The 14,169-nt window shown below is 73.2% G+C and carries 14 protein-coding genes and 1 tRNA gene; 6 read left to right on the top strand and 9 right to left on the bottom strand.

The features are described 5' to 3' along the window. Positions 1–98 precede the first annotated feature (98 nt). Positions 99–1,433, bottom strand: coding sequence for an NsdA family TPR-like regulatory protein (locus tag IQ279_RS06985; RefSeq protein WP_206347429.1), 1,335 nt, complete (start codon positions 1,431–1,433; stop codon positions 99–101). 146 nt (positions 1,434–1,579) lie between these two features. Between IQ279_RS06985 and IQ279_RS06980 the strand changes: the two genes are divergently transcribed. The 3 genes from IQ279_RS06980 to IQ279_RS06970 all read left to right on the top strand — a co-directional run bounded on the left by IQ279_RS06980 (position 1,580) and on the right by IQ279_RS06970 (position 4,255). Continuing rightward, positions 1,580–2,443, top strand: a complete 864-nt coding sequence (locus IQ279_RS06980) for a radical SAM/SPASM domain-containing protein (protein ID WP_241027695.1) — start codon at positions 1,580–1,582, stop codon at positions 2,441–2,443. 5 nt (positions 2,444–2,448) lie between these two features. Then, positions 2,449–3,249 (top strand): hypothetical protein, encoded by an 801-nt coding sequence (locus IQ279_RS06975; protein WP_206347428.1) that lies wholly within the window; start codon positions 2,449–2,451, stop codon positions 3,247–3,249. Positions 3,250–3,616: 367 nt separating this feature from the next. Then, positions 3,617–4,255 (top strand): hypothetical protein, encoded by a 639-nt coding sequence (locus IQ279_RS06970; RefSeq protein ID WP_206347427.1) that lies wholly within the window; start codon positions 3,617–3,619, stop codon positions 4,253–4,255. Positions 4,256–4,282: 27 nt separating this feature from the next. On the opposite strand, the gene IQ279_RS06965 is transcribed toward IQ279_RS06970, so the two are convergent. The 6 genes from IQ279_RS06965 to IQ279_RS06940 form a co-directional block, all read right to left on the bottom strand. After that, entirely contained in the window at positions 4,283–5,497 is a 1,215-nt protein-coding gene (locus IQ279_RS06965) for a VanZ family protein (protein WP_206347426.1), read from the bottom strand. 280 nt (positions 5,498–5,777) lie between these two features. Further along, a complete protein-coding gene (locus IQ279_RS06960) occupies positions 5,778–6,197 on the bottom strand; it encodes an RNHCP domain-containing protein (RefSeq protein ID WP_206347425.1) in 420 nt (139 codons plus the stop codon). A gap of 43 nt (positions 6,198–6,240) precedes the next feature. Then, a complete protein-coding gene (locus tag IQ279_RS06955; protein ID WP_206347508.1) occupies positions 6,241–6,582 on the bottom strand; it encodes an RNHCP domain-containing protein in 342 nt (113 codons plus the stop codon). A gap of 435 nt (positions 6,583–7,017) precedes the next feature. Continuing rightward, on the bottom strand, positions 7,018–7,482 hold the full coding sequence (locus IQ279_RS06950; RefSeq protein WP_206347424.1) for a GNAT family N-acetyltransferase: 465 nt from the start codon (positions 7,480–7,482) through the stop codon (positions 7,018–7,020). An 87-nt stretch (positions 7,483–7,569) separates the two neighbouring features. Further along, positions 7,570–7,656, bottom strand: a tRNA-Ser gene (locus IQ279_RS06945). 43 nt (positions 7,657–7,699) lie between these two features. Then, the gene (locus IQ279_RS06940; protein WP_206347423.1) at positions 7,700–9,400 is read right to left on the bottom strand and encodes a S1C family serine protease; all 1,701 of its coding nucleotides are present in this window, start codon (positions 9,398–9,400) and stop codon (positions 7,700–7,702) included. 167 nt (positions 9,401–9,567) lie between these two features. Between IQ279_RS06940 and IQ279_RS06935 the strand changes: the two genes are divergently transcribed. The 3 genes from IQ279_RS06935 to IQ279_RS06925 all read left to right on the top strand — a co-directional run bounded on the left by IQ279_RS06935 (position 9,568) and on the right by IQ279_RS06925 (position 12,198). Then, complete coding sequence (locus IQ279_RS06935; RefSeq protein ID WP_206347422.1) at positions 9,568–10,395, top strand: glycerophosphodiester phosphodiesterase; 828 nt, start codon at positions 9,568–9,570, stop codon at positions 10,393–10,395. Between the two features lie 204 nt (positions 10,396–10,599). Further along, entirely contained in the window at positions 10,600–11,127 is a 528-nt protein-coding gene (locus tag IQ279_RS06930; protein ID WP_206347421.1) for an ATP-binding protein, read from the top strand. Positions 11,128–11,229: 102 nt separating this feature from the next. Next, positions 11,230–12,198: a DUF5926 family protein gene (locus IQ279_RS06925; RefSeq protein ID WP_206347420.1), complete on the top strand. Its 969-nt coding sequence runs from the start codon at positions 11,230–11,232 to the stop codon at positions 12,196–12,198. 227 nt (positions 12,199–12,425) lie between these two features. On the opposite strand, the gene IQ279_RS06920 is transcribed toward IQ279_RS06925, so the two are convergent. Next, positions 12,426–13,148, bottom strand: a complete 723-nt coding sequence (locus IQ279_RS06920; protein ID WP_206347419.1) for a hypothetical protein — start codon at positions 13,146–13,148, stop codon at positions 12,426–12,428. Positions 13,149–13,314: 166 nt separating this feature from the next. Continuing rightward, positions 13,315–14,025, bottom strand: coding sequence for a bifunctional DNA primase/polymerase (locus tag IQ279_RS06915; protein ID WP_206347418.1), 711 nt, complete (start codon positions 14,023–14,025; stop codon positions 13,315–13,317). Positions 14,026–14,169 lie beyond the last annotated feature (144 nt).

The following is a 14,169-nucleotide window of genomic DNA, read 5'->3' as shown; positions in this document are numbered from 1 at the left end:
CAGCCGATGGTTGACAGTGGCCGTGCTTGGCTTTTCTGTGCGTGTCGTTGCGGCGTGTGGCAAGAGGCTGGGACCTGGTGTGTCGCCTCGGTGATTCCTCAGGCACGCAGGACGGAGGGAGCTACCGCTCTTGTGCGGTCGTGGAGGTCGCGGGCGTGCCGGTTGCGGAGGTGGGGGCGGATCAGCGAGGCCATGGTGCGGATGCGGGCGTCCACCCGCCCGCTCTGGACGTGTGGATACTCGTCCAGAGCGGAGTGCCAGGTCGCGGACGCCTCTTCGAGGTGACCGAGCCGCATCTGCCGTTCGGCGGCGATCGCCAGGTTCCGCACCCGGCTCCTGCGTTGCGTCGGTTGCCGAAGCTCGTTGGACTCCGCCTTGGCCTTGACCGCCCCGCTGATGTCTCCGAGTTCGTACCGCACCTGGCTCGTGTGATCCGCGAGCGCGGCGGGGTCGTACCGGCCTGAGAGCCCGGCGGGTGACTCGGTTTTCTCCATCGCCGTCTCCGCGTCCTTGAGATGGGCCAGGGCGGTGCGGCGGTCGCCGGTCTGGGCAGCGGCATAAGCCTGCTGGCCGGTGAGGAAGGCGCGCATGCGCGGCCCGGCCTGCGGAGAGGCGGCGGCTGCCGCGTCGGCCAGGCGCAGGGCCTGCGGGCCGTGGCCGAGGTCGGCGGCCTGGACGCTCATGCCGCGCAGGGTGGTGCAGTACGTCAGGTGGTCCTCGGCCGCGCCGGCCAGTTCCAGGGCCTTGAGGTAGTACTGCTGGGCCAGCCCTTGCAGGCCCTCATCCACGGCCATGTAGCCGGTGAGATAGCACAGGTCGGAGGCGGCCGAGAGCATGTCCTTGCGCACGGGCTCGGGGGCGTCGGCGCGCAGGTACGCCGAGACGGTGTTGACGATGAACGAGGCGGCCATCGGCCGGGCGTGACGGCCGCCGAACCGGTCGTCCAGTTCACTGATGCGCTCGGTCATGGCGACCACCATGTCCACCTCCGGCCGCCCGATGCGCACAGTGCGGCCGGCCCGTACCGCCTCCATCCGGCCCACCACGTCCTGCCAGCCGGGGACGGTCAGCGCCACGGAGAACAGGCCGACGCCCAGCACGCTCCTGCGGGACGGGTCCATGTCGCTCCTCCCGAGGGTCATGAGTGCTTCCACGGTATCCGCGCCACCGCTCGCCTCCTCGGCCTCCAGACCGATCTCGGCCAGGGTGACCGGCCTGCGCAGCCGACGTGACAGGGCCTCACGGAGGAAGGGGCGCACGGCCTTGCGCGGCCGGGTGCCGCTCAGCCAGTGGCTCACCGCGGACTCGTCGTACCGCAGCGGCACCCCGGCCTCCGCCCCGACACGGTTGACCGCCAGGGCGAGCTGGGACTGCGACCACTGACTCTCGGTCAGGACGCGCCGCAGCCCCTCGTTCGGTGTTCTCGTCGCCATACGGGCTCCCCCAGATCAGCCGACTTTCAAGGGCTTCAAGCCCTGCCCTCCTTCTCACGGTACCGCGCAGGGTAACCAAGTGATTACGTAAGTGGAGTGATTGGTCGGCAGGCAGATGCCGCCATCCGACGAGGAGGGGAGAACCGATGACAGCGATCGTCGAGAACCAACTGATGCGGAAAGCCACCACCCGGCTTCTATGGCTGGACCTGACGCGGAAGTGCCAGCTCGCCTGCGGGCACTGCTACAACTCCTCCGGCCCGAGCGGATCGCACGGCACCATGTCCCGTGAGGACTGGGTCGGCGTTCTGGACCAGGCCGCGGCCTGTGGCGTGCGCGGGGTGCAGTTCATCGGTGGTGAGCCGACCATGCACCCCGACTTCACGGCCCTGGTGGACCACGCGCTGAACGCCGGTCTGGAGGTGGAGGTCTACAGCAACCTCGTGCACGTCTCCCAGGAGTGCTGGGAGATCTTCCGGCGCAAGGGCCTGGCGCTGGCCACCTCCTACTACTCCGGCCGGGCCGAGACCCACAACGCGATGACCGGCCGCCGCTCCCACGGAAGGACGCGGGAGAACATCGCCAGGGCCGTCCGGCTCGGCATCCCGCTGCGCGTCGGAGTCGTCACCGGCGACGAGGACCAGGCCGCAGGTGCCCGACGGGACCTGGAAGCCCTGGGCGTGGAGCGGATCGGTTTCGATCACGTCCGGCCCTTCGGGCGGGGCGGACAGCAGGACCAGGTTCCCGACATGGCCAAGCTCTGTGGCCGGTGCGGATCGGGCGTGGCCGCCATCGGTCCCACGGGGGAGGTGTCCCCGTGCGTGTTCTCCGGCTGGATGGGCGTCGGCAACGTCAAGCACACCCCGCTCGCCGCTATCCTCGGCGGCGACGCCATGACCCGCGCCACCACGGCCATCCAGGGCGCGGCCGGGAGGAACGACCCCTGCGGCCCCGACGACGAGGAGTGCACGCCCGGCTTTCCGGGCAGCTCGTGCACTCCGAGGAACTGAGGACGATGGACACGCCCCTTCTCGCCGCCGACCTCCAGGAGCTGATCCGCCCGCACACGGGGGAACTGGCAGACGTCCGCCCCACCACCGGGGGGCACAGCTCGGACGTCGCCACCGTGGTCGAGTGCGAGAAGGGGCCGTTCTTCGTCAAGGCGGTTCCCAACCGGCCCGGCGGCCGGCGCGACTCCATCGTGCGGGAGCGGCTGATCAACCCGGCCGTACGGCCCCTCTCCCCCACGCTGCGATGGCATGCGGAGAACGACGCGTGGGTCGTGCTCGGCTTCGACGCCGTGGAGGGGCGGGCGGCCGACTTCTCGCCGGGCTCTCCCGACCTGCCCACCGTCGTCGGTCTGGTGGACCGGATCGGGGAACTGGACCTCCCCGAGGTCGCACGGGAGTGGCCGGAGACCCGGTGGGACCGGTTCGCCGGAGACGAGGGGCAGGCCGCCCTCCTCCGGGGTGATGACCTGCTCTACACCGACATCAACCCCGGCAACATGGTGATCGGTGAGCACACCGCCTGGGCCGTGGACTGGTCCTGGCCCACCCGTGGCGCGGGCTTCATCGACCCGGCCTGTCTGGTGGTGCAGCTCATCGCGGCCGGGCACAGCCCCGAGTCCGCCGGGTCCTGGGCTTCCGGCTGTGCGGCATGGGTGGATGCGGACCCCAAGGCCGTCGACGCCTTCGCCCGGGCCAACGCGCTCATGTACCGCGCCTTCGCCGACCGGAAGCCGGATGCCTCGTGGCTCTGGGCCATGGCGGACGCTTCCCGGGCGTGGGCCGACCACCGCGGCGTGAACACGTAGCGTGGCGGACTGAGCGGTTCTCCCGGCAGGGCTGCCCGCCAGGTCACCCTGCCGACAGAGACGAGGGGCCCCTACCGCCGTAGGGGCCCCTCGTCATGTGCGGATGCGGTCGGTTCCGCCCTTGTCCACCCCCGCGTCCACGCGGTCTTTCATGGGTTTCACGCGCTGCCGCTCCGCCCGCGGTACCGCCCGGAGTCATCACGCGGTTACGTGTCCGTGAGTACGGGACCGAGCGTCAGGAAGGGCGTACATGGGCGGGAGCGCCTTCTCACAAGGGGTCGATGAGCGGATCGGGGAGGGGCGTGCGTGCTCTGCGGACGGGCACGGGGGTTCCGGGGTGCGCCCGGCGGGGGCGGAGGGAAGCCCGGTGGAGCCCGCCGCTAAGTCGGCGCAGCCACGTACCGACCGGCTGAGCACGGTTCCCTACATCGCCTCGTGGAGCCGGGAGCGGGTGCGCCGCCCGCCCCTGGTGCGGCGGGTGGGGGCGGGCGGCGAGGGGATCGGTTTCGCCGGGGAGGGCGCGTACGACCGGGACTGGCTCGGGGTGCTGTGGATGCGGCAGACCCTCGCGCGGGGCAAGGGGCACCCCCGCTACCACACGGTGCACACGCTGCGGCAGCGAAGGGCCATGCGGCACATGCTCTGCCAGGTGTGCGGCGGGCCCACCGCGGAGGACGGCCCGCGCCTCTTCGTGCTGCGGGACGTCGGCCGCCCGGTGGAGGAGGGCGAGCGGACCACGGCGCCGCCCGTGTGCGTGCCCTGCGCCCGGATCTCCGTACGGGAGTGCCCGCGGCTGCGGGAGGGGCACGTCGCCGCGCTGGTGGGGCGGCCGTACGCCTGGGGCGTGGCCGGGATCGTCCACCGCCCGGCCACGCTGGAGCCGATCGACACCGCCCTGCGGGAGGTGGCCTACGAGGACCTCGCGGTCCGGTGGACCCTGGCACACCGGCTGGTCATGACGCTGCACGACTGCACCCCGGTGGACCTGGACGCCCTCGCTCCGTGAGCCGGCCGCCACGGCATCGCCCGGCCGCTACACGTGCCGGCCGGCGTCGGGAACGCGGGGATCCGAGGAGCGCGGGTCCTCGGTCTTCCGCGGGGCCGGTGCCGGGGCCGGGGACTCACGGGCGTCGGGGAGGACCGTGTTGACGGTGGAGGACCACCGTTCGTACCAGACGCCCCCATCCCGGCGCAGCAGGGCCGCCAGCGCCGGGCCGCCCCAGACGAGGGCACCCGCGAGCAGGGCGAGGTGCGGGAGCAGTCGGCCGACGAGTTCGGGGAGGTCGAGCGACCCGGTGCGGTAGGCCAGGGCGGCCCAGGCCAGGGCGAGGGGACAGTAGACGATCCAGGCGCGCAGGGTGAGCCGCAGCGGATTCGTCCGGGCGCCGTCGGGCCGGGTGAGGCGCAGGAGTACGGCCCGCTTGCCGGGGGTGGCCGCGAAGACGGCCGGCAGCAGCCAGAACCAGACCAGCCCGAGGGCGGCGCCGATCCACAGCGCGTGGTGCCGGCCGGTGTACCAGGAGGTGACGACGGCGAGCAGACCGGTGACCAGTGTCCAGACGATGAGCCAGCCGGCCAGGTCGGTGAGGAAGGCGTGGAGCCGCCGGGTGAGGGTGACGCGCCATGCGTAGCGGCGGCGTTCACGGTCCGGGTCGTTGACGGGGAGCAGGCGGACGAGAGGGGCCGCGGCGATCCACCCCAGGCACGCGCCGGCGGTGTTGAGCATGAGGTCGTCCACGTTGAACTGCCGGTAGGGGCAGTCGTAGACGAACCACAGACCGGTGTACTGGGTGGTTTCGAAGAACAGGGAGGTGGCGAAAGCCGTGAACGTCGCACGGATCAGCCGTTGCCGGAGGTAGTAGCGGAGGTAGACGCCCAGCGGCAGGAGCAGGACCGTGTTGAGCAGGGCGGTCCACGCGGGGGCGAGACCCGCCAGCGTGCCGGGTGACCAGGCGCCGCCGCCTGCCGAGGAGATGGCGGCCCGGAAGGCGAAGGGCTCCAGTTGCGGTTCCGTGGCGTAGTGGACGGTGGTGCAGTGCTCGCCCGTGTCGGCGGGCAGCGGCATCACCGTCTGCAGCAGCGCGGCGAGCAGGTAGAAGACGAAGCTGTAGAACACCAGGACCGGCCAGCCCCCCGCCCGGCCGCGCCTGCGGTATCCGCGGACGGCGGCCGGCACCAGGAACACCGCGGTGACCAGTGGGAACAGGGTGACCGCGGCCTCGACGGGCAACAGGTAGGTGCGGAACACGGAGTGCTCTTTCTGCGGCTGACGGGCGATCCGCTCCGCCGCGGACCGCGGGAAGCGGGCGGCACGGCGGACCGGCCGACCCGTTCGGGTCGGCCGGTCCGGAGGAATCGATGCGCGTGCCGGGCATCAGAGTAGGGCCCGCGCCGGCCGTCGGTACGCACAACCACCGCAACGCGCGCACCGGGCGACCCTCGGGACGGCCGGCGGGCCGCCCCCGGCCGACAGGGGCCGGGCCCACCCGGAGAGAAGGGGGCGCCCGGCGGCAGCCGGGCGCCCCGTGTCACAGCGTGAGCATGGCCCGTACCGGAAGGCGGGCGTCCGCCAGTGGACGCAGTGCCAGCCGGATCAGTGCCAGCGCGTTGTCGTCCCCCGCGATGCGGTTGGCGCTGAGCTCACCGCACGTCAGGCAGTGGTGGATGAGCGTCCACTCCCCGTCCTGCCGCACCGACAGGCTCAGCACCGTCATGCGTCCGCCGCACCCCGCCGCCCGGTCGCCCGGTATCCGCCGGTCAACGTGGAGGCTGACCAGGCAGGACGGGCAGTGGTTGCGATGAGCGGTGCCCGGTGCGGCGAGCGGCACGTCGAGCCGGCAGCCCACGCACCGGAAGGCGTCACCGCGTGCGCCGGCCGGTCCGTGGAGCACGTCCTTGGGCCGCTGAGGCCGGCCTCTCCCCGTTCGCCGGGGTCCGCGCCGCGTCACGGTCGCCTCCCGCGCCGTTCCGGTCGCGGCAATCGGGCCCGGCTCACAGGTCACCGAACGCTTCGAGCGGGAAGGGCGGCTGCGCCAGGGGACGCACGGCCATCCGCATCAGGATCAGCTGGTTGTCGTCCCCGCGGACCGGGCTCGAGGTCAGCTCGTCGCAGCGGACGCAGCGGTGGATGACCATCCAGTCGCCGGTGCGCAGCACCGCGATGGAGACGGGGGTCATCCGGCCCTCGCAGTCCGAGGGCCCGCCCTCGACGTGGTCGACGAGGTGCCGGGAGTGCAGGCAGCTCGGGCAGTGATCGCGCCGACCGCCGTCCGGCGCGAACGTGGCGACGGTCAGTCCGCAGCGGACGCAGGTGAAGGTGTCGATCGAGGACATGGCTGAGCGGTGCTGGGGGTTGTCGTGTGACACCCGGATACTCCTTGCCGAGGGTGTGGAACGAAGCAGCAGGGAACTACCGAGCACCCCTCGGGTCCGGGGCGGGGGCCTCAGCGGCCGGTCACGAGCGGCCGCATGCGGTCAGGCCCGGTCGCCCCGGCGCTGTCGGCGCGACGAGGGGAGCTCGGAATCACTGACCGGGGCATACATCAACCGCTTTCCAGGGCACACGCTTCAGAGGTCGCCCGCGGTCGGCACCGCGGCGGAGACGGAAGCACCGTAGCAACGGGGCCGGGAACCGGCCACCGGATTATCGGGCCGTAACGGTCGGGGCACCGGCTCGTCCGCAGGGCGCGGCCGGGGCGGCCGGCGTCTCGAAGCGGTCGGCCCCGTGAGACGGGGCGGACGCGTGGAAGCCGGAGTTGAGTGACGGGCTCAGGCGGGGGCCTTGTCGAGCACCAGCACGATGTGCTCGTGCTCGCCGTACCGGACCGTCTCCGTGCGCCGGAAACCGTACTTCTCCAGCAGCCGCACCGAGCCGGTGTTCCCGGCGAAGGGATCGGCGTACAGGGGACGGGCCTTCTCCCGCTCCAGGAACAGCTCCAGTGCCCGCGTGCCGACGCCCCGGCCCCAGTACCGCCTGCCGAGCCAGTACCCGACGAAGCGCCGTCCCTCGTCCCACCAGGCCACCACGTTGCCCGCCAGTTCCCCGTCGACGGTGACGGCCTGCGCGAGGACGGTGGGATCGCCGAGGACCCTCGTTCTCCAGTGGGTCATGAAGGCATCCCGTTCCCGGGGTGGGAAGTTCGCCCGTCGCACGGCCTCGGGGTCGTGCTCCTGCGTGAGGAACTCCTCCAGATCGGCCGATTCGACGTCCCTCAAGCGCACCTGACCACTCATGCCGACGAGTCTGCCGCCGACCACTGACACTCTCGGAACGCCGACGGCCCCCGACCGGGTGGGCTGGTCGGGGGCCGTTGTGAGGTGCGGAGGCTGTGGGATTTGAACCCACGGTGGTGTCGCCACCACGACGGTTTTCAAGACCGTTCCCTTAGGCCGCTCGGGCAAGCCTCCCCACGCCGCGCCGTGCGGCGTGGGGAACAGCCTAGCCGGTCCGTCAGTCGCCCTCGCGGGACCCCAGGGTCAGTTCGGCCTTGCTCTGCTTGCCGCCCCGCATGTAGGTGACGGAGATCTTCTCGCCCGGCTCGTGGGACCAGATCTCGCTGATCAGGGTGGGGCCGCTGTCGATCGGGACGCCGTCGAGCCTGGTGATCACGTCGCCCGGCTCCAGGCCCGCCTTGTCGGCCGGGCCGCCCGGGGTGATGGGCTCGCTGCCGTCGTCGGTGTCCTCGATGATGCGGGCGCCGTTGCCCTGGGCGCGCAGGTCGACCTGGACGCCGATGACCGGGTAGACCGGCTCGCCGGTCTCGATCAGGGTCCTGCCCACGCGCTGGGCCTGGTTGATCGGAATGGCGAAGCCGAGGCCGATGCTGCCGGGCGCACCCTGGCCGAGGCCGCCGCCGGCCGACTGGATGGCGGAGTTGATGCCGATGACCGCGCCCTTGGCGTTGAGCAGGGGGCCGCCGGAGTTGCCGGGGTTGATGGAGGCGTCGGTCTGCAGGGCGCTCATGTAGGAGGCCTTGGAGCCCTGGCCGTCGCTGGAGGCGACGGGCCGGTTCTTGGCGCTGATGATGCCGGTGGTGACCGTGCCGGACAGGCCGTACGGGGCGCCGATGGCGATGGTGGCGTCGCCGACCTGGACCTTGTCGGAGTTGCCGAGCGGCAGCGGGGTGAGCTCGGCGTCGCCGGCGTTCTCCAGCTTGATGACCGCCACGTCGTAGCCCTGGGCCAGGCCGACGACCTCGGCGTCGTACTCGCGGCCGTCGGAGAAGGTGGCGGTCAGCTCACCGCCGTCGGCCGCGCTGGCCACCACGTGGTTGTTGGTCATGATGTGGCCCTGCTGGTCGTAGACGAAGCCGGTGCCGGTGCCGCTCTCGCCGCCGCCCTCGGCCTGGATCGTCACGACGCTGGGCAGGGCCTTGGCCGCGATGCCGGCGACGGAGTCGGGGGCGCGGTCGACCTGTTCGAGGCTGTCGCCGGCGGAGATGGTCGTCGAGCCGCGGTCCGTGCGGTCGGCGGCCCAGAAGCCGACGCCCGTGCCGACGCCGCCCGCGAGGAGGGACGCCGCCGCGACGGCGGCGATCAGGCCGCCGAAGCGGCGCTTCTTCCTCTGGCCTTCCGGGGGCGGCGGGGCGACGGGCGGCGCGCCCCAGGGGGAGTCCGGGCCACCGCCGGGGGTGCCGGGGGCTCCCGGGGCGGGCGGCGGGGTGCCGTAGCCGTCGTAGCCGCCGCCCGGTGCGCCCCACTGCCCGGCGGAGGGGTGGGGGGCGGGGGAGGCGTAGGCGGCGGGGGGCTGCTGCTGCGCGGCGGAGGGGTCCTGCGGGGTGTGGTGGCCCTGCGGGGACGGCGGGGGCTGCGGGGACGGGTACTCCTGCGCCTGCCCCTGTGCGGCGTACCCCTGCTCGGCGTGGCCCTGCGCGGCGGGAGGAGCGGGGGGCGCGGGCTGGTGGCCGGGCTGGGACGGCGGCTCGGGGCCTTCCGGGTCGATCTTCCGCAGCAGGGTCGTCGACTCGTCCCCCGGCGCCGCCTCGGGCTCGGGCGCGGGGACGGGGGCCTGGAGGTCGTAGTCCTCCGGCGGGCTGTCGGTCGGTGTCCTGGGCGCGGCGGCGCCGTTCGCGGCGGACCGGTCGGCCGGCGGGTGCGGCACGGGGGCGCCGGCCGCGTGCTCGCCGGCGGCGCCCTCGTTCTCGGTGCTCACAGCTCTCTCCTCAGGTACACGACAGTCACACGTCTGTCCGGGGACGGCGTGTGTATTCAGGTGTATGGCGTCAAGCTTCTCCCACCGCACGTCGGACCGGCGTAAGCGCACCCGTTCGGACGGACGCCCGGGCCGCCGCGCGCGGGGCGGGGTGGCACCATAACGCGGTGAGCCCTGACCAGCCCCAGGGGTCGCCGGGATCGCGGCGCCCCATCTCCGTCGTCGCCCACCGCGGGGCCTCCGAGGACGCCCCCGAGCACACCCTGGCCGCGTACCGCAGGGCCGTGGAGGACGGCGCCGACGCGCTGGAGTGCGATGTGCGGCTCACCTCCGACGGACACCTGGTGTGCGTCCACGACCGCCGTGTCAACCGTACCTCCAACGGTCGCGGCGCGGTCTCCTCGCTGGAGTTGGCCGAACTGGCCGAACTGGACTTCGGCTCCTGGAAGGGGCGGCTCGGCGACGAGGAGTCGCCCGAGACCGAGAGCCGCGAGCACACCTCCGTCCTCACCCTGGAGCGGCTGCTGCGTCTGGTGGAGGAGCAGGCCTCCGCCGGGCGCCGGGTGGAGCTGGCCGTCGAGACCAAGCACCCCACCCGCTGGGCGGGGCAGGTGGAGGAGGAGCTGCTGCGGGTGCTGGCCCGCCACGATCCGGCCATCCCGGTGCGCGTGATGAGCTTCTCGGCGCGCTCCCTGCACCGGATACGGGCCGCGGCGCCGTGGATCCCCACCGTCTACCTGATGCAGTTCCTGCTGCCGCGTCACCGCGACGGGAGGCTGCCGCCGGGCGTGGGGATCGCCGGGCCGAGTATCCGGATCCTGCGCAACCACCCCGAGTACGTGGCGTGGGCGCACCGGGAGGGCCACCGGGTGCACGTGTGGACGGTGGACGATCCGGCCGACGTGGAGCTGTGCGCGCTGCTCGGCGTGGACGCCGTCATCACCAACCGGCCCCGGCGCGTACTGGCCCAGCTGGAGGAGATGTTCCAGGGCTGAGACGGGACCGGGGCGGGGGCTCCGGGGCTGGTGCGGGGCCGGGGCGGAGGCGGGCCGGGGCGGTCGGCGCACCACGGCGCACTCGGAGCCACCAGCGGTGAACGGGCGGTGAGGGCTGCGTCACGGTACCGGGTCGGGCGGTTTCCGCCACCGGGCGAAAGGGCATCCATCACGTGGCGTGGGGCGAACAAGGAGGTCTCGGGGGTGGCGTTGGTGGTTGCACAGGAGGCGCCGACGTCGTCGACGATGGCCGTACCCCACGGTCCCACGGGCGTGGGTGCGGCGAGGCGCCGGATGCGCGAGGAGCTTCTCGGCTCCGGTACGCCGGAAGCCGTCGTGGACGACGCGGTTCTCATTCTTTCCGAACTTCTCAGCAACGCGTACCGGCACGCCAGACCGATCGGCGTGAGCGACTGCGTACGCGCGGCCTGGGGCCGCACGGCCGACGGCGGGGTGAGCGTCTCCGTCACCGACGGCGGGGGCCCGACCAGACCCCGGCCGTCCAATCCGTCGGTGACGGCGCGGGGCGGCAGAGGTCTGTCGATCATCACCTCGCTCGCCCGCGACTGGGGCGTGCGCGACGACCGCGGCGGTCGCGGGCGCGGTCAGGGTCACGGCCACGGCTACGGCGGGGTGACGGTGTGGGCGGTGGTGGCGCCGTCGGAGGAGGACGCGTTCGCCTCCTCGATGCGCTTCGAGCTGTCGGAGCTGGAGGGCCTGGAGGACCTCTGAGGCAGTCGTTCCGGGTGGTCTCCCCCGCGTACGCGTGCCGCCCCGGCCCCAAGGGCTAGGCTCGCGCCGACAGCGTCCTTAACGACCGGGAGACCCCACCCCATGGCCAAGAAGCGCCGACCCCAGACCAAGGCCGCCAAGCCGCAGCTCGCCGACGGTGAGATCCCCGTCGTCGGCGCCCGCGAGCCCTGCCCCTGCGGATCCGGCCGCCGCTACAAGGCCTGCCACGGGCGTGCCGCCGCGCAGGCGGTGACCGAGCTGGTGCGTCGCCCGTTCGAGGGACTGCCCGGGGAGTGCGACTGGGTGGCGCTGCGCGAGCTGGTGCCGGCCGCGACGGTGCCGCTGAAGCTGAGGGAGGAGCTGCCCGAGGACGTCCCCTCGGTGACACTGGCCACCGTTCTGCCGATGGCCTGGCCCGCGCTGCGCCGTGACAACGGTGCCGTGCTGCTGGGCGTGCAGAACGACACCCCCTCCGGCGACCTCAGCCGCGATCTGGCCGACGTTCTGCGGCGGGCCCTGACGGCGGAGCCGGGCACCCCGGTGGCCGCCGAGCGCATCCCCGCCGACACCCCGCGCCTGCAGGACCTGCTGGCCCCCGACGCGCCCTTCGTGCCCGAGGTGCACAGCGGCTTCGAGTTCTGGGTGGAGGACGCCGGCAACCAGAGCCCGGAGGTCGCCGCCTCGCTGGAACGCGCCAACTCGGCCGCCCTGCCCACCGCCCGGCTGGAGGGGGTGGAGGCGGCCTACTGGTGCGAGACCCCGGAGAAGAACCACCTGCGCTGGGTCATGCCGCACCCGGAGGAGCGGCTGCTGGACGCGCTCGCCCGGCTGCACGCGGCGGGGGCGTCGTCGCTGGGCGAGGGCACGCGGCTGGTCGGCTCCTTCCGGGCGCACGGCCTGATGGTCCCGGTGTGGGATCTGCCGAGCGCGATGGGCGCGCGGGAGTGCGAGAAGCCGGCCGCGGCCTTCGCGGAACGGCTCGCCGAGGCGCTGGAGTCCACCGATCCGCTCACCGCGGAGGAGCGCCGGGCGCGCAGTGGATTCACAAATCGCCAGATCACTCTCAACTGAGAGACGAATTCCGGCTGATGAGGGAAGAAAAGGCAAGTGATTCCCGTCACAGCGGGATGTACTCGCAGGTAGGGCGGCGGCCGGAAGACGTCGGTGGAATTTGCGAACGGGCCGTTACTTGTTACGGTTCTTGCAGCCCGGTCGCTGGTGCATCCCCCGTCGCCAGCGACCGGGTCTTTTCATGCCCGCACTTCCCGCATACGGGTTCGGAGCGTGCGGGCGGCCGCTCAACTCCCCGATTTCCGCGAGGGATCGGTGGTCCGGGCATCCTCTGTGCCGCCTTTGCCGTCTCCACTCTTCCCCGCTTCGCCGGCGCCCCCGGTTTCGCTGCCGGCTTCGCTGCCGGAACGCAGCATCAGCCCCTCCCCGCCCGGTGCCGCGACCTCCGCCACCGCCGTGTAGGGCCCGCCGTCCGGGAGGTCGCCCCTCACTGGCCGGTGCGGGGTGTCGCACACGCCCTCCCGGCCACCGGCCGGCAGTTCGCAGGGGGCGGCGACCGCCTGCCCGCCGGGGCCGAGCAGGCTCAGGGCGCCGTGCAGCGCCTCGCCCGTGGCGTTCCGGTGGTACATCCGCCCCCAGACGGTGCCGTCCCGCGTCAGGACGCAGGTCTGCGCGCGCAGACCTCGCGGGGAGGTGGCCCAGGAGCCGCAGAAGGCCGAGGTCTCCGACAGGTCCGCGCCAAACGGCTCGGACGGCTCGGACGGCTCGCGGGAGAGGAGCCCGTCCGGAAGGGGGAGCGGGGGTCGCTCGGGCGCGGAGCCGGTGGCCCCTGCGGTGGCGGGGCCGACGTGTTCGGCGGAGGCGTTCGCGAGGGACGCACGCCCGCCGCCCGGCCGTCGCTCGTCAGGCCCGGCGGTCGCGGCGGTGAGCGGCAGGGAGGCCGCGAGGGCGACCCCGGCGGCGAGCGCGGTCACACGGAGACTGGAGGCGCGCTGCCGCGGCTCGTACATGGGGTCCACCTGCAACTCGCTGGAGGGAAAGGACTCTTCGGCGGCCCGAACATACCGGGACGAAGAAGGCGTCCCGGCGGACAGACCGCCTGTTTCCCTCCAACCCCGGCGCACCGCCACCCGTACGAGTGAGCGGGGCCCGGACCCGCGGGTCCGGGCCGGCCGGTCAGTACGCCAGCCGGCTGCCCGTGTCCGGGACGGCCGCGCTCGCCCGCACCAGCACGTCCACCAGCGGCTCCATCCTCGGCAGCCACGGCACGCCGCCCCCGCGCAGGGTGGCGCGGGCGCCGACGCCCAGCGCGGCCGGGGGCCGCTCCCAGCGCAGCTGCCCCGCGCCGGTGCGCGACGGAGGCAGGGCCACGTAGCCGCCCTCCCCGTGGAACCGCAGCGAGCTGGGCACCCAGTCCTGGGCGTGGAGCAGCTCGCCCAGCTCCTCCAGGTCGTACGGCGCCACCAGCAGTGTGCAGCGGGTCGGGCTCGCGATCACCGGGCCGGTGCGCAGCCCGAGCCGGTCGAGCTCCTCCAGCGCCCGGGACCCGGCGGCCGCCGGGAGGCTCAGCGCGCAGGGCGCCCGGCCACCGGTGGCCAGCAGGACCGGCGCGTCGGGCCGGTTGGTCCACCACCAGCGCACCATGCGCTCGTCGGTGGTGGCCGCCGGCAGTTCGGGGTCGAAGGGGTGCGCACCGGGCACCACGCAGTCGGGCCGGGGACAGGAGCAGCGCCCCCGAGGCTGCCCCGACTGGCGTGCGGTCAGGCGCCTGGACTCCCGCGGCGCCACACCGGGCAGCACGGGCCACCCCCACCGTGTCGCGCACACGAGCGCCGCGTCACGCAGCGCCCAGCGGGTCATGCGTCGCCTTCCGAGGATCTCGCGCATCAGCGCTCGTTCCTTTCCGTAACGCCATGGATCGACAAAACGTCGACAAGCACACTGACAAGGACTCACCAGGACCAGAAGGCCGATCGCGGTCTTCCGGTCCCTCACACCTGTTACACCTGTGGATCTCGTGTGACCGCGCCC

It is taken from the genome of Streptomyces verrucosisporus, assembly GCF_017114865.1.
Lineage (GTDB): Bacteria > Actinomycetota > Actinomycetes > Streptomycetales > Streptomycetaceae > Streptomyces > Streptomyces fenghuangensis.
Note: the sequence above shows the minus strand (reverse complement) of the source record. Positions and strands in the feature narration are given on the sequence as shown.